Source organism: Emticicia fontis (assembly GCF_054779675.1).
In genome coordinates, this window is record NZ_BAAGXU010000029.1 from 21,482 (window position 1) to 43,570 (window position 22,089).

The following is a 22,089-nucleotide window of genomic DNA, read 5'->3' on the forward strand; positions in this document are numbered from 1 at the left end:
GATGTAATACAATCAAAACTGAAAATTAATTCCCTATGCCTTGGCTTACGAAACCCCTATCAGCTTCAATAAAATGTCTAAAGTATCGGGGCTACTCGGGCGAACGGCATTCGGTTGAACAATTGTTCCGTTTTTATCGATAATCATATAACGAGGAATGCTGTTGATTTGGTATTTCCTGACCATTTCTGATGCCCAGCCACCTTCCGAATATCCGTGTTCGCCATTATTGAGTTGTAGTTTTTCAACGGCGTTTTTCCAGTTATTCGGGTCTTCATCGATAGAGATATACAAAAACACAATATTTTTCCTTTGCTTCTCTGTAAGCGATTCATGAATCTTTTTTGAAAAAGGAAACTCCTGGCGGCACGGGCCACACCAGCTAGCCCAGAAATCGACATAAACTACTTTGCCTTTATATTTAGCAAAGTTGAATTGCTTACCGTTTAAATCAGTCAAGACAGGATAATCGCCTGTATTCAATAACTCTTTAGGAGATTGTGATTTCTCCTCTTTCTTTTTGGCAACTTCTTCTTTCTTGTTTAATGTTTCCTGACAGTGATTGATTAATAATTTACGATAATTGTCTGATGCTACCTGACTAATCCAGTATTTAGCTGCCGATGCAGTGATGCGTCCGCAATAATCATAAATTGTTTTAGATAAGGTATAGTCTAAAACCTTGCCTTTCAGGTATTTCAGGGCATAGTTGTTTTTATCCGAAATAGCTTTTACCTGATCCGCATATTTCACAAATTTTTGTTCCTGTGAATTGAAATAAGTAACGAAAAAAGGCAGGAAATTACGGTAACTCTCCGAAATCAAAAGGCTTTCATCCTGTACTTTTTGTGGGTCAAGGGCTTCAATCATTACTGAGGGTAAGGATACTACACGAGTCAGTTTTGTATCCAGATTGCTTCGGGTGATAGAATAAGCCAGCAATAAATGCCAGTAATTCCAGCGGATATTGTTTTCGACCAGTTTCTGAAAATCGGCAGAAAGTTTGTCTTTTGCAGGATAGTTTTTCAGGAAATCCAGTTGGTTTTTGCGTTCGTCGTACAAACCCATCTCCCAATCATCTACATTGGCTACCAATAATTGCTTATAACGAACTTCTTTCTCGAACGACTCAGGGAATTTCTTTTTAAACTCGGTCATGAATGCCTGACTTTCAGGCGCTTCCATCAATCCTTTCAGTTGATTAATCAATTCTGTTTCACCTGATTGGGCAAAAATATCGGTGCTATCGTTCTTTGAAAACCCAATAACCTGAGCAGAAGACAAGATGGGTATCAGTAATAATAAAAGTATTTTCTTTAGCATAGCGCTGGCATGTTAGATTGTCAAGTCCTTATCACTCAGATTCAATAACAAATAAACGAAAATCTATGCCAAAGATTGATATAAAATAAAAAAATGTCGTTCTACACCAGATTAACGGCTACCTCCAATACCTTAAACCCTTTTTTCTCAGTCTCACAGGTTGGGCAGGTATATGTATCGGGGAGATTTTCGAAAGGCAAGCCAGCCGGAATATTATTTAATAAATCACCGAAATCTTTATCATAAATAGTAAAGCAGCATGGGCATTGATGCACCACTTTGGTAGTGGCTATTAGCGTTTCATTTGTTTTATGGTCGTCTTTCAATCCAGCGGCTTTTACCTGATTTTCGGCTATCATTTTGTTGTATTTTAATACACATCGTCTCAATTGCTCATCCACATTGAAGCGCCATACACCTTGGGCGAAGTACTTCTTTGTACGACCGTTTGGGTTAAAGTCTTCGGTGTAGGATATGTCGTAAACTGAATATAAAGGAATTAAGTTGAAAAGTCTGAATCGTCTTTTCATCAACATAATAGAGGCATAAACTTCTGTTCTTGGGCGGGTTTTGATACCAAAACATAGGCCAAAAGTACGTAAATCAATCGCATCAAAACGATTTACCAGGGCTGATTTTAATTGCAGTGCAACATCTGAATCATCTTCAATTTGCCAGTTCAGTTCGTTGGCTGCGTGCCGTACATTGATATTAAACGCTGATAGTACGCTACTCCATTTCGATCTATCAGTCTCCTGAATCCCCTTAATAATTAATGATTTAAAAGAAGTCAGGCATATTTCCCCTATTTTTGTTTCCTGACATAAAGCGCATATTTTCATCAGAAAATCTACCGAAAAAGTTTCGTTTCGGCGATAAATACCCAACCATGTTTTTTTACCATAACGATTAAAGCCCTCGTAATAAGGTAATGTAAAACGAGCTGGAACCAATTCTGTTTCAAGAGGAGCTGAAATGGCCATTGGCAGGTTTTCAAGCATCACTTCTATCTCTTTACTTTCGTTTTTTTCTTGTGTAAGAATCTGCTCTTCTAAATACTGAGAAATTTTGGCTATTTCATTTGAAAAAACTAACCTTTTAAAACTGACTAAAGAATTGCTTTTAGGTATTCTTACATACAGATACCAGAAATTGGGTGTGGGTGAGGCTATAAAGTTGAGATGGCCGGAGAAAAACGGGCTAAAGCTCTGATCGGCATCAGAAATATTGATTTTCAGCTTTGGACGATGCTCAAAAGTATCCAGAATATCTTTATATATACCCTCTGTGAGCCAGTTACCCTTCTGGAATACTTCTTCGGCCACATAAGAACTCACTATATTAGGGTATTCGTTATTATCAACCTGAAAATCGACTTCCAAGGCTTCCATAGATTTGCCAAACGATTTGCCAAAACTATGTGGCACATTGAGCAGCATTTGCTGACGTAGGCCAAAGCGCACCTCTTCTACCTGCGACCTCGCAGCCACAGCCAGAATATCTTTCATTTCGGCAGGGGAAGCTACTCCTCCTTTGAAATTGATTCGTATGAGATAATAATCACGCATAAATTAAAATTTAGGTTTGTCAGTTGTCACATCCACCAATACCACCAACAAATACGCTACCAGTATCTGCCTTAAAGCCCGGGTTTAATAAGACCTGCTTCTGTGCTTTATAAACTACCTGAGCACCCGAATAAATCAGGTTATTGGCCTGAATAGACAGCGCACCCTGAATAGTTACATTACCACTAATCGGATTGCTGATACTATAAGATGTTTGTACCGATACGTTTACCTGCTTTTGTTGAATGCCTTGCGGATTTCTGGCGGTGAGTGTTACCGTATAATTGCCGGCATTAGCATACTGATGCACAGGATTCTTTTCGATAGAAGTGCTACCATCCCCAAAATTCCAGGTATAAGTCATGGGTTCATTGGCAGACTGATTCTGAAAAGTAAATTTATTTAAACAATTCTCTGATTGGGTAGCCACAAAATTGGTACTTGGTGCTTCTAGTTTCGGTAAGGTAACTTTCCAGAGGTTAGCAGAAAAGTCAACTACGTAAATGACGTTACCAACTTTTTCGGCATCAGTCAATTTAACAAATCCTTTTATCAGTCGGGTTGTTTGTACTTTATAATTACTATTGGCAACATCATAAACCAATTTTAAATGACATAAATCTCCTGCGGGGTCTTCATTTGGCAAATATCCTAAATCATCTCCCTCTGGCGAATAAGCCAACATAAAGCCTGAACCCGTGTATGGCATCTGTAGAGTACTATCTGCATCAAATACCAGCCCTACAGGAGAGCGGTGTCCTGTAAAAGTAGTTACTTCTGAGCCCTGATACATAACACCTGTCGATGGATTTCTGACCCAATTTGCATCCGGTCCCAAATTTTTAATGGGCTCTGTAAATGTTACGCCTGATGGCCTTGCCGGATAAGCCGGGTCGTTATAGAATATATTTCTGGCCAATGCATCGGCAGAGATCAGTTTATCTTCACTAGCATTGTAAGGCGTATATTGCATGGGCGTATCATTCCCTCCTATTCGCCACGGAAATCCATAATGCTTATCTTTTCGCAGCCAGTTCATTTCTTCAGGGTCGTCTCTATCACCTGAATTCTCTAGTCCAAATAAGCGTTTTTCGCCATTAAAAGCCATATCAAATTCATTCCTTACCCCTCTGGCAAATATATAACCGCTCGCATTGAGGGCATTTTCATCATTAGGCAAATGAATATTGCTGGCATTAATCGGAATTCTATAAATTTTGGCCGTGATTGGCACTTCTCTTAAACCTGTATAACTACCTGAATTTTTTACCTCGCCATGGTCAGTGCGAGAGCCGCTGGCTATGTATACAGAATCTTTATCAGGCGATAGACATACCCCTGCAAAAGCATGGTCGTATAAAGTACCCGACGATGGATATAAGGCGGTGGTCAGCATGGTTGTCCACTGGCGATCACCATTAGGCAAAATCGTACATTTCTCAACTACGCCATAGCCGTCTGAGTTTTCGGGGTTATTATGATTCCCTACCAGAATAAAGGTATTGTTATAATACACCATGCCTTGCAAGTAGTTAATTTGATGTTCATTGGGTGGCAAGAAACCACTTACGTCTCCTATCATTCCGTTCACAATCGGAGCCTTAAATACCCAGCCATCGATATTACAGGTAAACAGGGTATTGGTAGCAGGGTCATGTACAATTCTGACAGGCAGGTGATCCAGGTGCTTTATTAGCTCTATGCCAATACCCGATTGCATGACGGTAATAGCCGACGATAAGGCGTGCTCACCTTTTGAGCCTTTTTTGTATTCGTCGTATGATTTTTCTTGTGCAATAGCAGAAAGATTTAAAAATAGCATGAGCCACAACAAAGTATTTTTCATTACAATAGTAGTAAAAAAGTGTAAACACAAATTTAATCAAATACCTATTGGATGAAAAAAATCTCTCTACATTCCTGATAAAATTTATTGGGCTTATGCTAATGAATTCTCTGTTACATTTTTCTTTGTTAATGCACTTTCCAGAATCAGTTTAACTTCTGGTCGGCAAGAGCCGCAGCCCATACCTGCACCTGTTTTCTGACAGAGTTGCGCCAAATCTTGGCAACCTCCTGTAACAGCATTTTCGAGGTTACCTTTGCCGACATTATTACACGAACATACCAGTTTACCAATGACAGGTTCAGCTGGCTTGCCTGAGCGCAAGAGTGCCAGGCGTTTTTCTGATAGTTCAATTCCATTACTTATCAGGTCTTTAAACTCTAAAAACTCTGATTTATCTCCTATTAGAATTGCTCCTACTAATCTGTCGTTTTGTACGATACATTTTTTATAATAATGCTTGGCTTTATCTATGAATACAATTTCTTCGTAACCTTGACCATCAGATGGAATTTCGGCCAATCCTAAAGAACATAGATTTAAACCATGCATTTTGAGGATATTCATTGAAAGGCTCCCTTGGTAATACGATGATAAATCACCTGCCAGAAATTTCGCTACAATACCCGATTGTTGCTCGGCGGCGGCTGTAATACCCCACATTTGTTTCTCCCATTCGGCAATTTCGCCACATGCAAAAATATCTGGGTCAGAGGTTTGCATATAGCTATTTACTATTACACCTCTATTACATGCCAAGCCAGCGCTTCTCGCTAGTTCTATATTTGGGGTTGTGCCTGCCGCTACAATCAAGGCATTGCAGTTGATTTTAACGCCTGTCTTGAGTCTGACACCTGTCAATTTTTCGCTCCCATATACTTGCTCTACTTCATCGTTATAATAAATATCAATGCCTCTGGCAAGAATCTCTTCATTCAGAATATCGCTACCTAAAGTATCCAGTTGTCTGTCCATAAAGCGGCTACTTCTTTGGATAACCGTTACATTTACATTGATTTCTCTTAGCGATGCTGCCATTTCTAAGCCTAATAACCCACCACCAACGATTACTGCATGGTTATTAGGTTGCACATAAGGCATCAGGGCATCGGCATCCAGTCTGCTACGCATATTAAATATGCCACCTATACGCGGGAAATTCTTAGGCATAAAGGCGCGACTACCCATGCCTAAAAACAGCTTATCGTAATGGTGCTCATTACCATTGCTATCAACCACTACTTTGTTTTTGCGGTCAATGTACTCGATGCCTGTTCCTTTATGAACTTTGATGTGAGTTTCTTCAAACTGATCTTCTCTTAGTTTTACCAATTGCTCCCAGGTTTGAGTACCGCCGATATAGTCAGGGAGCATGACACGGTTATAAAACGGATAGATTTCTTTTGAAAAAACTTCAATTTCATCGCGCTGATTTAAGCTACGATATGTTGATATAAATCCTAATCCGGCTGAACCTGCTCCTATTACAATAATTTTTTCTTTAGGTTTCTGATACTTTACTACCTCAATTACTGAGAATTTAAAATCAGGTTCTTTTGACTTTGGGTCGACTAGGTTATTTGTCAGGTTATTTGCTCTGCCAAAATCATTGCCTAATATCCTCCCCCAGTGCATTGGCAAGAAACAATTACCTTCCTTTACCTCGTCGGTTAGTTTGGCTTTTACTTTTACATTTCCTCTCTTACTGAGTATCTCTACAACTGTATCATTTTCAATCCCTCTTCTTTGTGCATCATTCGGATGAATTTCTAAAAATGGTGTAGGTATATGTTGTTTCAGTTTATTGACACGCCCTGTTTTGGTCATTGTATGCCATTGATCTCTGATTCTGCCTGTTAGTAGAATCAAAGGAAAATCCTCATTCGTTTGCTCCGATTCATTTTCATCAGGCACGGCATGAATTTTTGCTCTTTGATTGGGCGTATAAAACTGATGATTTTCAAATAGTCTTGGTGTGCCTTTGGCTTGTCCATTCTTGGCAGGATAAGGCCATTGTACGGTGTTTTGTTTTAGTAAGTCGTAGTTGACACCTGTTACATCAATATTAGTTCCTTGCGTGGTGCGGGTATATTCTTCGTAAATCTCGCCGAAGTTTTTGTAGTTGAATTTGTCCCCCCAACCCATTTTCTTGGCAAAGCGACAGATAATTTCAGCATCAGGCAAAGTCTCACCCGGTGCTTCGCTGATTTTGTGCAGATAAGATATTCTGCGTTCGGCATTAGTCATGGTACCCTCTTTCTCTGTCCATGCAGCAGCGGGTAAAACTACATCGGCAAAGGGAATGGTATCTGCTCTGTTTGAAATGTCTTGTACCACTACAAATCTTGCATTTTTCATGGCCATTTCTGCCATTTTTGCATCTGGCAAACTCACCATCGGGTTCGTGCAGGCTATCCAGATGGCTTTCAATTTGCCGCTCTCCAAACCTTTAAACATCTCGGTAGCGGTTAATCCCATTTTATCTGAGATTTTAGTACCACCCCAGAAGTTTTCCATTTCTGACCGATGCTGTGGGTTCAGAATATCACGGTGAGATGCCAGCATATTAGCCAATCCTCCAACCTCACGCCCACCCATAGCATTGGGTTGACCTGTTAAGGAGAACGGACCGTTGCCGGGTTTGCCAATCTTGCCGGTAATCAGGCTCAGGTTAATTAATGACAGGTTTTTATTGACACCAATCACTGATTGATTTAAACCCATTGTCCACATAGACAGGAAACCCTTGGCTTTGGCAATCCAATACGCAGCTTTTTGTATGTCAGATACCGAAACACCACAAACCAAAGCTGCTTCTTCTAAAGTACGCTCAAAAACTTTCAATTCATACTCGGCAAATCCGTCGGTATGATTTACTATAAAATCGATATCAATCCAGTTATTTTCTATTAAAATACGTGCAATTGCATGATTCAATGTAACATCAGTTCCTGGATTAATCTGTAAATGCAGGTCTGACGAGGTTGCAGTTTGAGTACGACGTGGGTCGACGGTAATAATCTTTAAATCAGGGTTAGCTGCTCTGTGTGCTTCTACCCTACGCCATAATATCGGGTGACACCAGGCAGGGTTTGCTCCCTCAACCAGTAGACAATCTGATGCCTCAATATCATCATAACAAACCGGAACGGCATCTTCTCCTAATGAGAGTTTATAAGCCACTACAGCCGACGACATACACAGGCGCGAATTGGTATCTATATTATTAGACCCAATAAAGCCTTTCATCAATTTATTCCATAAATAATATTCCTCTGTCAGGCATTGCCCCGAAACATAAAACCCCACTGAATCCGGCCCATATTTGGTAATAAAAGTCTTGAAAATAGCTGCGGTACGCTCCAGTGCCTCATCCCAGCTTACTTGTTGCATGGGCATACTCCTATTCATACGCATCTGTGGATATAACAGACGGTCAGACTTATCATTGGCAGTATAATGCAGATTCATGCCTTTCGAACAAAGCATACCTCTGTTGACAGGGTGGTCTTTATCGCCCTCTACATGAATCTTCCCATTGCCGGTATCTGTTACTACAATCCCACAACCAACCCCGCAATAACAGCAAGTGGTTTTGTATTTCTTTAAGGTTTGCATGACTAGAGAGATTAAACCCCTTTCCCTACGCGGCCGCCCTAAATCCCTTTCCGCTTCGGCGGTCCGACCCAACAATGGGGAAAGGGACTTTTCAGTTCCCTCCCCACTGTTGGGGAGGGTTAGGGCGGTCGGCCGCTGCCGTGGAGTTTATTATTTAATTAAAGCCCTTTAAAATAATCTTATTCTCACACCAAATCCTCCACCAAAACAGCCTTCTCTACTTTATCTTTCGCACCGAATTTTGTGACTGCTATTAATATTGCTGCCCCGACGGCTGCAATTCCAATATACTTAAAGGCATCAGCGTAAGTCAGGTTTTCTGATTTGAACAGGAAGCCCATGAGCATACCACCGATATTTCCTCCGGCACCTACGATTCCTGCTACCATCCCTACATTTTTTGCATTAATAAATGGTGTCAGTGCATAAGTAGCACCATTCGCCATCTTCAGGAATAGCGCAAATAATATCATAGATGCAATGGCAATAGGCAATGTAGTTGAACTGGCAAAGAATACCAGACCAATGCCCTCGATGGCAATTAAACAAGCTAGCAAGCGACCTTTTCCGGTTAAGCCATTCTTTTTACCGATTTTATCAGCCCAGATACCCCCTAATGCACGGGCGAAAATATTCATGAAGCCAAACATACCTGCCAGTAAACCTGCCATCTTCTGGTCAACTCCAAAATTGTCAACAAAGTGAAGAGCCGCAACGTTATCGAAAGTAATCTCCATACCGAAACAGATAGAATACGAAATAGCCAAAGCCCATACCCGCCAGTCTTTTACTACTTCCCATGTATTTGGTTTCTCTTTTTGTGCTACTTCACGGCGAATATCTTCATAGTTTCCGGCGGGTGTATCTTGTGTAAATTTGTAGTACAAAAAGGCACAAACTAATAATAAAGTACCCGGTACAATCATCGCCAAACGCCATGCTTCACCTTTGGTATAACCTAAGCCTACAATACCTGCAAAAATCAAAGGCATTAACATATTGGTGATACCTCCGCCTAAGTTACCCCAACCTCCGGCTACTGCATTGGCAGTACCCTTAATGCCTGGCGCAAACATAACGGAGGTATGATATTGGGTAATCACAAACGAAGCACCGATAACTCCGATAGCCAGACGGAACAATAGAAACGTTTCGTAACTATGCGATAAACCTACCAGATAAACCGGAATAGAACAAAGCACTAATAAAGCTGTATAGGTTTTGCGGGGTCCCCAGGTATCGCAAAGGCGACCAATGATTAATCGGGCAATGATAGTGGCCGATACGGCTGCAATGAGTGTATTCCCTACCTGTGCTTTGCTCAATCCTAAATCTTCTCTGATCGTTGGCATCAAAGGTGCCAAACCAAACCAGCCAAAAAAGCACATGAAGAAAGTAAGCCAGGTAACATGGAACGTACGCATTTGTACGCTTGAAAAATCAAAAATATTTAGTTTTTCTAATGGTTTATTTATAATCGATTTCATGATATTCTGTTCGTTTAGATAATGAATGATTGTTGGAAAACCTTTACCTATTTTTTGGCAGACGCAAAGAATTCAGGACGAATATTAAGCATCAGGTAACCCCATTGACCGGTTTTTCGGGTTTTGTCCATCGAATTCTGTTTCACATATTCAAGGCTGTTGTTGCCTTGCATCAGGGCGTAGCCTGCCTCAATAGTTGTAAATTTATTGAGGGTGTAGTTGAGCACTAAATCATATTCTAAACCCAGCATCGGGTTGATTTTCGAACCTGCCGGAGCATCTGATGTTTTGTTTGGTGTAGCAGAAGCCAGCGCAAAATAATGAATATCCAGAGTACTGGTCAGGCGTTTGTTTACATGCTTAAACTTAAAGAAAGCATCCTGTAACCCACCCGCAGGCGAGCCCGTGCCTACATAGAAATAATCCATATAGCCCCAGTGCTTGTGCGGCGTGCCATATAATGGGTCAAAACGGTGCGTTTCTCCTGCTTTCAGGTTGAAGCCATCGTTGCCTGAAAGCACTTCATATCCAGGCCCAAAGCTCAATCCGCCGCGTTGAATCATAAAGTTACCGCCATAATGATACGCGCCTTTTATCGCCAGTCCATCACGGTCTTTGCCTGCTTGCAGGTAGCCAAATAACTGCCATTGTACTTTATGTAGTTTAGTCAGGCTGTTAATTCCTGTAAGCATAGCTCCATAAGTCAGGCGTGAGTTGACACCTGTTACATCATACCGGCGGCCATATACATAGCCATTTGCCGAACTACCGATACTATCTATACGAAACTTCGAAAAATCATCCTTGAAAAACAAAACCGATAGTTTGGTTTGTTGGAACTTGCGTGCCAGATAAGCCATCTGAAAAGACTTAAACATCTGATTCTGCCCGTTGGTACTCACGGCATTAAGTAGCACAGGGCTACCACCTTTTGTAGCAGTTGGCAGAAATCCTGTCGGAATAGTAAGGCTTACATTTTTGGTAGATAATGCCGATGTTGGCACATTTCCGCCTACATAATAAGTACCGTTTGCTCCGAAAGCATCAGAATTCTGGTTAAATCCGCCACCGAAATCCAATGCCCAGCCTTTGTGTTGGGCTTTGAGTAAGGCAGCATCAAACCGACGAGCTTGTTGCAGCCAATCCAGATTTCCTAAAAGGCGGACATCATCATAAACTAATTCCTGACGGCCGATTTTTAGAGAAAGGTTCTGTAAGGCTTTGAATTTAAAACTGGTGTCGGCTGCATTAGCGAGAACAATTTCTGCCCAGGCTTCATGCACGGCTAATCTGGCACCATCGCTGTTAGAGATAGACGAGGCATCCTGCCCCCATACCCGAACGTCTTGTACTGATACGCCCAGATTTACTCTATCCCATTTGTAGCCAAAAGTCAGGCGGGTTCGTTGCGATGTGAAAGCGGCAGGTTTAGAACCAATCAAAGCCAGATTACCTAATCCATCTCTGATTTCAGTACGAGTTCTAAGTTGACCTGTGAGTGAAAATTGTGAATACGAAACTCCTGTAAAGTACGCAATGAAGAAAAGTGCCAATGCAAATTTGCGTAATAGATTTTTTTTCATTTGCTTTGATGTTGAATTGTGAACAAATACCTACGTTTTGCGATTCGTTGCCGATTCTGATACCCCCATATCAGGTCGGCTTTTTTGTTGGTCGAAAATCGAAGCCCCCACCTCGACAATCGACACTATTTGTGCTTTTGTGGTTGTTTTCCTACGTTTGCATAGCGTTTTTAATTGTTAAGTGTTAAAAATGGTTGTGAAATATAATATTTTGATAGCCCCCACTATCCAAATATTATATAAGTAAAAATACTTAATAAGTAAATAATTTTCTTTGCTTAGTCAAATGTAAAAAATAATATTTTATACTCAAAATCATTTTACACTTATTTTTACCATTATTAACACTTTTATTCAATATTCCTTTAAATCTGAAACTTGTTTTTAGAAAAATACAATTTTTATATCCATTAAAAGGTATTTTTTAAACCAAAAAAAATCATTTTTTCACATTTTTACATTCATGTCACACAATGAATATATATAAAAAAAATACAATTTATACCCCAAAGATGCATAAGCATTGTGATGTAAATTCCAGCATAGAATAAACAAGAAGAGAGAGTAATCCAGCAATAAATTAACGAATCACTGTTCAACTAGCTAGGCATTTTCCTGACAAATTCATGCGAAGCTATTTTACTTAAATCAAGCAAGTATTATGAAGATAATTATTACTAAGCACGACTGAGCAATTGTATATTTTTTCAAAGTATAATAATATTTGACAATCACCCAATCGCTCATTCATCAGGCGAAGACCACCCAACCACTAAATTCTCAACATAAGTCTCTACATATTCTGGATGCAGGCTTACTACCTCTCCTATGATAATGACTGCTGGATTAGTTATTCCTGACTTATGTACTTTACTCTGAATATCATTTACTTGCCCGAATAAAGACTTTTGCTTTTGTGTAGTCCCGTTCTGAATGATAGCAATTGGCATATCTTTTTTACCATTTTCGCTAAAAATGGCTACAATTTCTTCTAATTTACTCATACCCATCAATATCACTACCGTAGCGGATGATTGAGCTGCCAGTTTTAAATCATTAGGTAATAAGCCATCGCTGGTGTGGCCTGTTACTACCCAGAAACTACGTGCGATGTCGCGATGCGTAATCGGGATCTGATTGACACCTGCTACGCCTACACTACTTGATATACCTGGTATTACCTCGGTTTCGATACCAAAGGCACGGGCATATTCCAGCTCTTCATAACCTCTGCCAAATACAAAAGGGTCACCACCTTTTAGGCGCACTACATGCCCGAATTTCAAGGCATATTCAACAATCATTTCGTTGATTTCAAACTGGGCGTAGGAATGTTGCCCTTTCCGTTTACCTACGTTTACCACTAGGGCATTGTCAGGCACGTATTCCAGTAAGGAATGATTGGCTAAGGCATCATATAAAACTACGTCGGCCTTTTGTAAGGCTTTGATACCTTTGAGTGTGATGAGTTCGGCATCGCCTGGACCCGCCCCCACGAGTGTCAGTTTTGCTTGCATTTTAGTTATTTATATTCAGTCGTAAAATGAAAATCGCGTTGAGACACGGATTATCTATTTATTAATAATGAATAAATGTAGAAGATAATTTTATCAATACAAATAATATCAGAATAATATTTGTAAAAACTATAATAATTCAAAACTAAAATAAGAAAAATACAAATAAGTAAAAATACTCAATTTAATGAATAGTATTTTTTTGATAAATAATAAAAAACTATCAAGAATCTATGCAATAACGTTGGATGAAGGTTTTTTTTATGTTATATTTCTATGAAATCTAAGCGATGATACTCATAAAAATGCCTACACTCGAGCAACAGGTTACCCAACGTCTGACCAGATTTTACATTCTTGCCCTGACTGCGGTAGCCGTTCTTTCAATAAGTGGGCAGATACTTATACAAGAGTCTTTGGAGGATACGCTAAACGATGCTCATGTAGTAAATATAGCCGGAAGGCAGCGGATGTTGAGCCAACGTTTATCGAAAATGGCAATTCTGCTCACCAATACAGACAGGTTTTCAGAAGAGGCATCCTTCTATAAAAGAGACTTTGCCGAGACATTGGCACTCTGGAATAAATGCCATGAGGGCTTGATAAATGGAAAGCTGGAGGTTGAGAGAGAGGTGGCGGTGAAGAATTCGCAGAAAATTACGGGGATGATGAAAGAGTTAAATCCGGTTTTTCTGAAGATAAAAGGGCAACTGGAATTGATACTGAATAACCAATCCTTTGATAAGAAACTGGTTCTTGATGAAATACTAGCCAATGAGCGGCTTTTTCTGAACAAGATGGACCGCATTGTGTTTCAGTATGATTTAGAGTCGCATGAGCGGGTAAACAGGGTTCGTAATATTGAATTGTTCTTGTTTATACTTACCATTACTATTTTATTATTAGAAGGCTTGCTGATTTTTAAACCGTTGACAGTCTATATTAAAGAGGTAATCAGAAAACTAATCAATTCAGAAGAAGCTCTACAAGAAAAGAACCAGGAATTGAGTATTTCTAATCAGAAATTACTGGAAATGCAGCGAGATTTGGTAAAGATTACTGAAGAGAAATATGAATTGGTACGGAAAGAAGACAATGTGCGGTCAAGTGCGTTGATGGAGGGGCAGGAAGAAGAACGCAGAAGGTTATCAAGAGAATTGCATGATGGGATTGGGCAAATGCTGACGGGATTAAGATTGCACAGCGAAAAACTGAAAGATTTACCTTTTGCCAACGATAAACAGCGAAAGACTTTTGAAGAACACAGCAAGCTGATTGAGGAAACCATAGAGGCTACCCGGCTGGTATCATTTAACCTGATGCCACCGATATTGACAGATTTCGGACTTGGAGCGGCTATCCGTTTATTGGCAGAGCATACTACTCAGACCAGTAATGTACCCGTAACTTATGAAAGCAATTACGGGCAAACAAGGCTTAATAGTAATCTGGAAGTGAATCTGTATAGGATAGCACAGGAAGCGCTGAATAATATTATCAAGCACTCGAAGGCCACAGAGGCAAAGGTGATTTTAAAGAAAAATAAATCAGCCATTGAATTGAGTATCAGCGATAATGGGGTGGGTTTTGACGAAAAAAAAGTAAAGAAAGAAACAATCATCAACAATGGTCTGTCTAATATGCAAACACGTGTACGCTTATTGGGCGGGCAAATGACAATACAAGCAAAATCAACAAAAGGAACCCAGATAACTGTGAAAATCCCGAATTAAAATGGCAAACAAAATTAAACTAATGATTGTAGACGACCACGCTGTCGTACGCAAGGGAATTATTAACCTATTAGAAGATGAGGAAAATATTGACATTGTTGGAGAAGCCTCAGATGGAATTGAGGCGCTTGAGGGCATCAAAGACCTTAAGCCTAATATTATACTATTGGATTTGTCTATGCCCAAAATGACGGGATTTGAAGTAGCTAAAATTATCTCCCAGAAATATTCTGCGGTGAGGTCTATCATTTTTTCAATGCATAATAATCAGGAGTATATGGTACAGGCCGTTGAAAACGGGGCAATGGGTTATCTGCTGAAAGATACCAGCAAAGAGGAAATCCTGAGAGCCTTGGATACGGTTGCCAGTGGAAATAAATACTTCCCTCCTACGGTATCGGCCATGATTATTGATGGATTGATGAATCAGAAGAAAAATAATGGCTCATCAACCAGCAAAGAAGCCTCAGCCATTGTGAATGTATTGTCTAAGCAAGAGAAAGTAATTCTTAACTATATTGTAGAGGGACTCAACAGCCAGGAAATCTCTGAAAAACTCAAATTGAGTGTTCGGACAGTTTCTAACCATCGGGCAAATATTCTGCGCAAAACACAGGTAAAGAATACGGCTGAATTAGTTCGGTTGGCAGTGGAATAAACTCTACCTGAAATTCAAACCAATTCTCAAACTATACTTATCCATATGATAAGAGAATGTATTATTAGTTGACTTCTGGGCATTGATGGCGTAAGCATAAGCCGCTTCTATCCACAAAATCTGGCGGTTGCTGACTTGCCTGCTGAAACGATAGCCTGTATAGGCGTCAAACACTGGCTTTTCGGTAAAGCTGCTGCCTGCCTTAAAACCCAGAATGAAATCTTGCATGGGTCTTACTTTATACATCAGGTCATTCTGAATTTCCAGCACCTGCCATTTTCTGGATTCAGACTGCAAGCTTTCGACATTTACGTATTCGAAGGTATTATTATCCAAGCGAACAGGCATTTGTGTCCTGTTTACCACATTATATCTGAAATTAGATTGTGCCGAGAAATAGCTTAATCCTACTCTGTAATTAAATCTTCTGAGTTTGAGCGGATAAACGGCTCCTGCCTGCACAGCCCAGCCTACCCGACCGCCATTATTAGCACCATTAAACTGATTAATCATGGTATTAGAAAATACCCGATAGTAGTTTAATGAAGGAGTTAATGAAAGATATACCTCTGTTGGAGCTTTGAAAAAGTTCTCTTTTTGTTCTTTTGGCTGATATTCAGCTTCATAAGTTATATGCGTATTCAGAGGGATTTCATGATTGGTTATATCACTACGATTTGCCAGATAGTTAACATCTGAAAGCCGTTCGGTATTTTCAAATGCAGTAACCTGTTGAGTATTATTTTCTCCTTCTGCGGCAATGACAGACTGGTTATCTTTCACTTGGCTGTCAATGCCTGATGTAATAACTATTTGATTATCGGAATCTTGTTCTACGATTGTTCTGTTTTGATTAGTGTTTTTAACGTCTTCTTTTTTAACAATCAACGCGGTTGATTTTGAAGCATAGTTCGGGCTAATTGAAATTTTATTCTTTTGTCTTTTCCCTACCCCACTATTATCTGCGATGTTCTCGTTTGGTGTTAAATTCTTAATTACACTTTCTTTATCGTTTTTAGCCTTGCCAAGCGCTTCTATTTCGTTTTCCTTCTCTTCTTCTGTTAATTTAATTCTATTTGCTTCTAGTGTTGTTTTTGTGCCTTTATTGTTTATCTTCCTTTGTGAATCAGTAGAACTTTTTAGTGAGTTTTCTTTTAAACCAATTAAACCTGATTGAGGCTTATCATTGAATGTTTCATAGGCTACGTAGCCTATCAATGAAAACAACAATAAGGCCGCTGCAAGACCCCATCTCCAGTGTTTGTATACGGGCGTAGCCACAGGCGGAAGATTTGCCTCTATGTCAGCCCATAGGCTGTCGTCAGGCATTTTATCAAAATCATCAAGGTGATTCTGAAAAAGTTCTTCTATTTTATCTTTAGGCTTATTCATTGCTTTTTAAACATGAGTCATTTTTATTGTATCTAGGGCACTATATCCCTTTTTTTTTAGCTTCTCTTGTATGTATTTCTTAGCGAAAAACAATTGTGATTTCGAGGTTCCTTCGGCAATCTGTAATTGATGGGCAATTTCGGGGTGCGTATATCCTTCCATTACATACATATTGAATACGATTCTTGCTCCATTGGGTAGTTCTGATAATACACCGCTCAATACTTCCATCAATTCCTTATTGTTCAGTTGCATCAGTATGTCGTCATTATTGTCAAAGGGTAATAATACATCATCAGTTAAAGTATTAATATCGGCAAATTCTACCTGTTTCCGGTAATGATTGATGGCTGTGTTTACGATGATTCTCCTTACCCATGCCGAAACGTCTTTGGCGTCTCTTACCTCTTTTATATGCTTAAAAACCTTAATTAATGCTTCCTGAAAAATATCTTCGGCGTCTTCCCGGCTATTGGCATAACGCCAGCAAACGCCAAAAAAACGACTTTTATATCGCTGATAAAAAGTCGCCTGCGCTTTGCGGTCGTTTTTCAAACAACCTCTGAAAACCTCCTCGTCAGTAAGCAAGTTTAAATAGTCTTATTGGTTTTAAAAGCTATGCTATATTTTATGGTTTAATCGAAACAGAAACTTTCGCCTGTACAAAATGGGTATCGTCACGATATAGGCCATAGGTAAAAGTATCGTTTCCTGAAAAACTCTTATCTGCCTTATAAAGAATCACAGGTTTATCGAAACTGGTGGTATCGATACTTATTTTTCCGTATTGTGGCTGTGATACAATTTTGAGTGTTGCCTTGCTATATAGTGAACAAATCACATCGTTCTGCAAAATATCAATGGCAATATTAGAACCCAACACGTAATTCGACAGGCTCAATAAATCATCTTTGATACCTTCCTGACAAGCCTTTGGCTCGACAATAGTTAGTTCAACCGGAGCAACCGGGTTTTTGGTATTAGGAATACCTATGCGATACATGAATGCGTCGTCACCTACATAATCTTTCTCGGCTGTATAAACAATCTTTTGTTCCTGAATCGTAGCTGTTCCATGCTTGGGTGGTATTTCCATTTGCAGCGAACTGATTGTTGTACAGGTTTTATCGTTACTGGTTACGTTGAGTATTACAGACGATGATGCTTCTAACTCCACCCTGTCGCCTATGGCTCCTGCAAAACAGGGTAAGTCTTGTGCCGAAGCCATAATATTAAATACCACCTGTTTGTCAACCATGCTACCTGATTGTGTTTTTGCTCTCAGAACCAGGTTATCCCTATTCATATTGGTAGTACTTGTAAACTTATAATATACCAGACCATTATCAGTAAATTTTGCTTCGCCATACAACGGATTTTGTGTAATACTGATTTGTGTGGCGTTTTCAAGTCCATCTAAAGAAGTCGGATTAATAGTGATAGGGTCTTTAGTAGTATAAAAAATATCATTAGGGTTTTCTCCAACTCCCTGGGGTGGGCCGGTACTAAGACTCACTTTATCGCAGGCGCCCATCAGCAAAGCTAACAGACAGAAACTCAACACTATCTGGTTAACCGTTTTTTGCAAGAGGAATATTTTTAGCTTTCGAAACATGAAAGTCAGGTCTTTTTAATGATGACACAAAAATGAAGAATAGGGTTTAAAAACTATCTGAATTAATTCTATTTTTTCAAAGAGTATCAAGTTCTACTTTTTTTTCTATAAACACATTATATTCTTTATTCCTATTTATTCTGCATTAAGTACAATTCACAAAACACAAACAGAAAATTTATGAATTTTACCAAATAAAAATTTGGATATTAAAATTGCATAAGTATATTTGAGAAGAAATAAGTATTTATACTCATTTTCAACAAATTAATTAACACCATTTTTAGTCTGATCTGGGGGAAATTTCAGACTAGAAACGGGCAAACGTAGGTAAACATAATTCAAAATGACAAACGGAACTAAACGCCGTGTCGTTGTGGTGGGCAACGGCATGGTGGGCTATAAGTTTTGCGAAAAACTCATAGCTAAAGGCTCTGATTTCTTTCAAATCACCGTATTTGGTGAAGAGCCTCGACCTGCTTACGACCGTGTACATCTCAGTGAATATTTTGCAGGCAAAACTGCCGAAGACCTCACACTCGCTCCTTTAGACTGGTATTTCGACAACAATATCCAGATTCATCTCTCTGATCCGATTACGCATATTGATCGCGAAAACAAAACGGTTTTATCACATCATGGCCTTTCTGTACCTTATGACTATCTGATATTGGCTACAGGCTCTGCTCCTTTTGTGCCTTCGATTCCGGGTATTGAAAAAGAGGGTGTTTTTGTATATCGCACCATTGAGGACCTGGAAATGATGCAAAGCCATGCAGTAAAAGCCCGAAAAGGTGCTGTAATTGGTGGTGGCTTATTAGGTTTAGAGGCAGGAAAAGCCTTGATAGACCTGGGCTTAGAAGAGATTCATGTGATTGAATTTGCACCCAAACTGATGCCAAGGCAGATTGACCAATTGGGTTCTGATATGCTCAAAACCAAACTGGAATCATTGGGTCTGAAAATACATTTATCAAAAAATACACAAGAAATTACAGGCGACGATGCAATCAGAGGTATGAGTTTTGCCGACGGGTCAAAACTGGACGTTGATATGCTGGTGATTTCAGCAGGTATTAAACCCCGAGATGAAGTAGCTCGGTTGGCAGGCCTGGAAGTTGGTAGCCGGGGAGGAATTGTGGTGAATAATCATTTACAGACCTCTGACCCGAACATTTTTGCCGTTGGTGAATGCGCGTTGCACAATCATATGATATATGGCCTTGTAGCACCTGGTTATGATATGGCAGAGGTAGTGGCTACTAATCTAACTAAAATGGCTGGTTCGGAAGGAAAAACGTTTGTCTCATTCGATATGTCAACCAAATTAAAACTGATTGGAGTTGATGTAGCCAGTTTCGGGAATCCGTTTATTCAGGAACCTGATTGCCAGACGATTGTTTACGAAAACAAATCGAAAGGGGTTTATAAGAGAATTAATATCTCTGTTGATGGCAAAAGTCTGCTTGGCGGTATCCTGATTGGCGATGCAGAGCAATACAATATGCTTTTGCAGACCACCATCAATAACTTGGTGATACCGAAAGATCCGAAAGATTTGATTTTAGGCAGCAGAGGCGGAGAATCTGACGGTGGTGCAGGCGTGATGGCATTGCCTGATGAGGCATTGATTTGTTCATGCGAAGCAGTTTCTAAAGGACGTATCTGCCACGAGATTGTTGAGAACAAAGTTACTACCATTGATGGCATTAAGAAGTGTACAAAAGCAGGCACAGGGTGCGGAGGTTGCGTGCCACTGGTAAAAGACCTTGTGCAGGGCACAATGAAGGCACAGGGTATTTATATCAGAAATATTCTGTGTGAGCATTTTGATTATACGCGCCAGGAATTATTCAATCTGGTGAAAATTAACGATCTCAGAACCTACGATGAGGTATTGAATAAATTTGGGAAAGATGATGGATGTGAGGTTTGTAAACCTGCTATTGCGTCCATACTGGCTAGTTTATGGAATGAAATGATTCTGCAAAAAGATAATGCGACTTCTCAGGACTCAAACGATAGATTTCTGGCTAACATTCAGCGTGGCGGCACTTATTCGGTTGTGCCACGTATTCCGGGTGGCGAAATAACACCAGAAAAACTGATTGTAATTGGGCAGGTTGCCCAGAAATATGGTTTATATACCAAAATCACAGGCGGACAACGAATTGACCTATTCGGTGCACATATAGGCGATTTACCTCAAATATGGGAAGAGCTAATAGCTGCAGGTTTTGAAAGCGGCCATGCCTACGGGAAATCATTACGTACCGTAAAAAGTTGCGTAGGTACAACCTGGTGTCGCTTTGGCGTACAAGACTCAGTGAGCTTTGCCATTGAAGTAGAGAATCGTTATAAGGGACTTCGTTCGCCGCACAAATTGAAATCGGCGGTATCAGGCTGTATCCGTGAGTGTGCCGAAGCGCAGAGCAAAGATTTTGGTATTATTGCTACTGAAAAAGGCTGGAACTTATATGTATGTGGCAATGGTGGATCAAAACCACAACATGCCTTATTATTGGCTACTGACTTGAGTAGCGAAATGTGTCTGAAATTGATTGACCGCTTCCTGATGTTTTATATCAAAACAGCCGAGCCATTGACCCGCACGGCTACTTGGTTGAACAAAATGGATGGAGGAATTGCCTATCTGAAATCTGTAATTATTGATGATAGCTTAGGTATTTGTGATGATTTAGAAAAAGAAATGCAGACGTTGGTAAATAACTACCAATGTGAGTGGAAAGAAGCTGTTGAAACGCCTGAAATCCGCAAGCGCTTCGTGCATTTCGTGAATGCACCGGAGGTAAAAGACCCGAACGTGAAATATGAACCATTAAGAGACCAGGTAATGGCTACTGATTGGAACAAAGTAACAGCATAATCTTTATCAACATCGAAACACAGAACAATTATGGTACTTTCAGATACAGCAATAGCAATTAGTTGGAAACAAGCCTGCAAAATTGAAGATATACCCGAAAACGGAGGCGCTTGTGTATTAATAGATGGCGAACAAATAGCTATCTATAATTTTTCTCGTCGCAACGAATGGTTTGCCACGCAGAACCTTTGTCCCCATAAACAACAAATGGTACTTTCAAGAGGCATGATAGGCACCCAAGGTGGAGAACCAAAGGTGGCTTGTCCATTTCATAAAAAAACTTTTTCGTTGGAAACAGGCAAATGTATGAGTGATGAGGATTACAAAATCATGACTTATCCGGTAAAAGTGGAGGGCAATTTAGTTTTTATAGGTGTTTAGAGAAAAAATTCTAACATTTTCTTAACCGTCTAAAGCCTTGACCATAAGACTTTTCGGGTGTATAGAGGGGTTGAGCCTAAAGAAAAATTAAAATTTTTTTTAAATTTTAGTTGACACATATACCTGAAAAGCCTAATTTTGCACCACGATTTCAGACAAAGGAGTCGCGGCAAAAGATTCCCGAATAGCTCAGTCGGTTAGAGCATCTGACTGTTAATCAGAGGGTCGCTGGTTCGAGCCCAGCTTCGGGAGCAACAAACAATAAAAAAGCCTCTTAATCAATTGATTATGAGGCTTTTTTATTGTATTTTTTTATTTAGTGTGTAAAGTTGGATCAACCCTAAAAGTTGTGGGGAAGTAAAATAATCTTGACCTTTGCATTTTAAGAAGAGACAGATGCAAGAGAGTTACAGAGGATCAACGGGTCAAGCCTAAAACCTGTGGGGCGAATAAAGTTAAGCATAGATTTTGGTAAGTCTAT

14 protein-coding genes and 1 tRNA gene are annotated in these 22,089 nt (G+C 39.8%); 5 read left to right on the top strand and 10 right to left on the bottom strand.

Features of this window, described 5'->3' with window-relative positions:
* Positions 1-45: 45 nt before the first annotated feature.
* The 7 genes from ACYVFA_RS14725 to cobA all read right to left on the bottom strand — a co-directional run bounded on the left by ACYVFA_RS14725 (position 46) and on the right by cobA (position 12,942).
* Entirely contained in the window at positions 46-1,323 is a 1,278-nt protein-coding gene (locus ACYVFA_RS14725; RefSeq protein WP_460472601.1) for a TlpA family protein disulfide reductase, read from the bottom strand.
* Between the two features lie 101 nt (positions 1,324-1,424).
* The gene (locus tag ACYVFA_RS14730) at positions 1,425-2,891 is read right to left on the bottom strand and encodes a rubredoxin (protein ID WP_460472602.1); all 1,467 of its coding nucleotides are present in this window, start codon (positions 2,889-2,891) and stop codon (positions 1,425-1,427) included.
* A gap of 19 nt (positions 2,892-2,910) precedes the next feature.
* Positions 2,911-4,737 (bottom strand): PKD domain-containing protein, encoded by a 1,827-nt coding sequence (locus ACYVFA_RS14735; protein WP_460472603.1) that lies wholly within the window; start codon positions 4,735-4,737, stop codon positions 2,911-2,913.
* A 93-nt stretch (positions 4,738-4,830) separates the two neighbouring features.
* Complete coding sequence (locus tag ACYVFA_RS14740; protein WP_460472604.1) at positions 4,831-8,355, bottom strand: molybdopterin-dependent oxidoreductase; 3,525 nt, start codon at positions 8,353-8,355, stop codon at positions 4,831-4,833.
* A gap of 185 nt (positions 8,356-8,540) precedes the next feature.
* Positions 8,541-9,842, bottom strand: a complete 1,302-nt coding sequence (locus ACYVFA_RS14745; protein ID WP_460472605.1) for a NarK family nitrate/nitrite MFS transporter — start codon at positions 9,840-9,842, stop codon at positions 8,541-8,543.
* A 47-nt stretch (positions 9,843-9,889) separates the two neighbouring features.
* Positions 9,890-11,425 (bottom strand): alginate export family protein, encoded by a 1,536-nt coding sequence (locus tag ACYVFA_RS14750; protein ID WP_460472606.1) that lies wholly within the window; start codon positions 11,423-11,425, stop codon positions 9,890-9,892.
* A gap of 743 nt (positions 11,426-12,168) precedes the next feature.
* On the bottom strand, positions 12,169-12,942 hold the full coding sequence (gene cobA / locus ACYVFA_RS14755) for a uroporphyrinogen-III C-methyltransferase (RefSeq protein WP_460472607.1): 774 nt from the start codon (positions 12,940-12,942) through the stop codon (positions 12,169-12,171).
* Between the two features lie 290 nt (positions 12,943-13,232).
* On the opposite strand from cobA, the gene ACYVFA_RS14760 reads away from it, so the two are divergent.
* On the top strand, positions 13,233-14,675 hold the full coding sequence (locus ACYVFA_RS14760) for an ATP-binding protein (RefSeq protein WP_460472608.1): 1,443 nt from the start codon (positions 13,233-13,235) through the stop codon (positions 14,673-14,675).
* Between the two features lies 1 nt (position 14,676).
* Positions 14,677-15,333: a response regulator gene (locus tag ACYVFA_RS14765; RefSeq protein WP_460472609.1), complete on the top strand. Its 657-nt coding sequence runs from the start codon at positions 14,677-14,679 to the stop codon at positions 15,331-15,333.
* Positions 15,334-15,336: 3 nt separating this feature from the next.
* Here the strand turns inward: ACYVFA_RS14765 and ACYVFA_RS14770 are convergent, their stop codons facing one another.
* From ACYVFA_RS14770 to ACYVFA_RS14780, 3 genes are read right to left on the bottom strand one after another with little or no spacing between them, the layout of a single operon-like run.
* Positions 15,337-16,725: a hypothetical protein gene (locus tag ACYVFA_RS14770; RefSeq protein ID WP_460472610.1), complete on the bottom strand. Its 1,389-nt coding sequence runs from the start codon at positions 16,723-16,725 to the stop codon at positions 15,337-15,339.
* Positions 16,726-16,731: 6 nt separating this feature from the next.
* A complete protein-coding gene (locus ACYVFA_RS14775) occupies positions 16,732-17,313 on the bottom strand; it encodes an RNA polymerase sigma factor (RefSeq protein WP_460472611.1) in 582 nt (193 codons plus the stop codon).
* Between the two features lie 40 nt (positions 17,314-17,353).
* The gene (locus ACYVFA_RS14780; RefSeq protein WP_460472612.1) at positions 17,354-18,340 is read right to left on the bottom strand and encodes an Ig-like domain-containing protein; all 987 of its coding nucleotides are present in this window, start codon (positions 18,338-18,340) and stop codon (positions 17,354-17,356) included.
* 346 nt (positions 18,341-18,686) lie between these two features.
* Between ACYVFA_RS14780 and nirB the strand changes: the two genes are divergently transcribed.
* From nirB to ACYVFA_RS14795, 3 genes are all read left to right on the top strand, one after another.
* A complete protein-coding gene (gene nirB, locus ACYVFA_RS14785; RefSeq protein ID WP_460472613.1) occupies positions 18,687-21,227 on the top strand; it encodes a nitrite reductase large subunit in 2,541 nt (846 codons plus the stop codon).
* A 30-nt stretch (positions 21,228-21,257) separates the two neighbouring features.
* Entirely contained in the window at positions 21,258-21,608 is a 351-nt protein-coding gene (nirD, locus tag ACYVFA_RS14790) for a nitrite reductase (NAD(P)H) small subunit family protein (RefSeq protein ID WP_460472614.1), read from the top strand.
* Between the two features lie 178 nt (positions 21,609-21,786).
* A tRNA-Asn gene (locus ACYVFA_RS14795) sits at positions 21,787-21,860 on the top strand.
* Positions 21,861-22,089 lie beyond the last annotated feature (229 nt).

Bases quoted from the DNA above. Each gene is read 5' to 3' on its own strand.
- ACYVFA_RS14725 (WP_460472601.1), bottom strand. From the start codon at position 1,323: ATGCTAAAGAAAATACTTTTATTATTACTGATACCCATCTTGTCTTCT.
- ACYVFA_RS14730 (WP_460472602.1), bottom strand. From the start codon at position 2,891: ATGCGTGATTATTATCTCATACGAATCAATTTCAAAGGAGGAGTAGCT.
- ACYVFA_RS14735 (WP_460472603.1), bottom strand. From the start codon at position 4,737: ATGAAAAATACTTTGTTGTGGCTCATGCTATTTTTAAATCTTTCTGCT.
- ACYVFA_RS14740 (WP_460472604.1), bottom strand. From the start codon at position 8,355: ATGCAAACCTTAAAGAAATACAAAACCACTTGCTGTTATTGCGGGGTT.
- ACYVFA_RS14745 (WP_460472605.1), bottom strand. From the start codon at position 9,842: ATGAAATCGATTATAAATAAACCATTAGAAAAACTAAATATTTTTGAT.
- ACYVFA_RS14750 (WP_460472606.1), bottom strand. From the start codon at position 11,425: ATGAAAAAAAATCTATTACGCAAATTTGCATTGGCACTTTTCTTCATT.
- cobA (WP_460472607.1), bottom strand. From the start codon at position 12,942: ATGCAAGCAAAACTGACACTCGTGGGGGCGGGTCCAGGCGATGCCGAA.
- ACYVFA_RS14760 (WP_460472608.1), top strand. From the start codon at position 13,233: ATGATACTCATAAAAATGCCTACACTCGAGCAACAGGTTACCCAACGT.
- ACYVFA_RS14765 (WP_460472609.1), top strand. From the start codon at position 14,677: ATGGCAAACAAAATTAAACTAATGATTGTAGACGACCACGCTGTCGTA.
- ACYVFA_RS14770 (WP_460472610.1), bottom strand. From the start codon at position 16,725: ATGAATAAGCCTAAAGATAAAATAGAAGAACTTTTTCAGAATCACCTT.
- ACYVFA_RS14780 (WP_460472612.1), bottom strand. From the start codon at position 18,340: ATGTTTCGAAAGCTAAAAATATTCCTCTTGCAAAAAACGGTTAACCAG.
- nirB (WP_460472613.1), top strand. From the start codon at position 18,687: ATGACAAACGGAACTAAACGCCGTGTCGTTGTGGTGGGCAACGGCATG.
- nirD (WP_460472614.1), top strand. From the start codon at position 21,258: ATGGTACTTTCAGATACAGCAATAGCAATTAGTTGGAAACAAGCCTGC.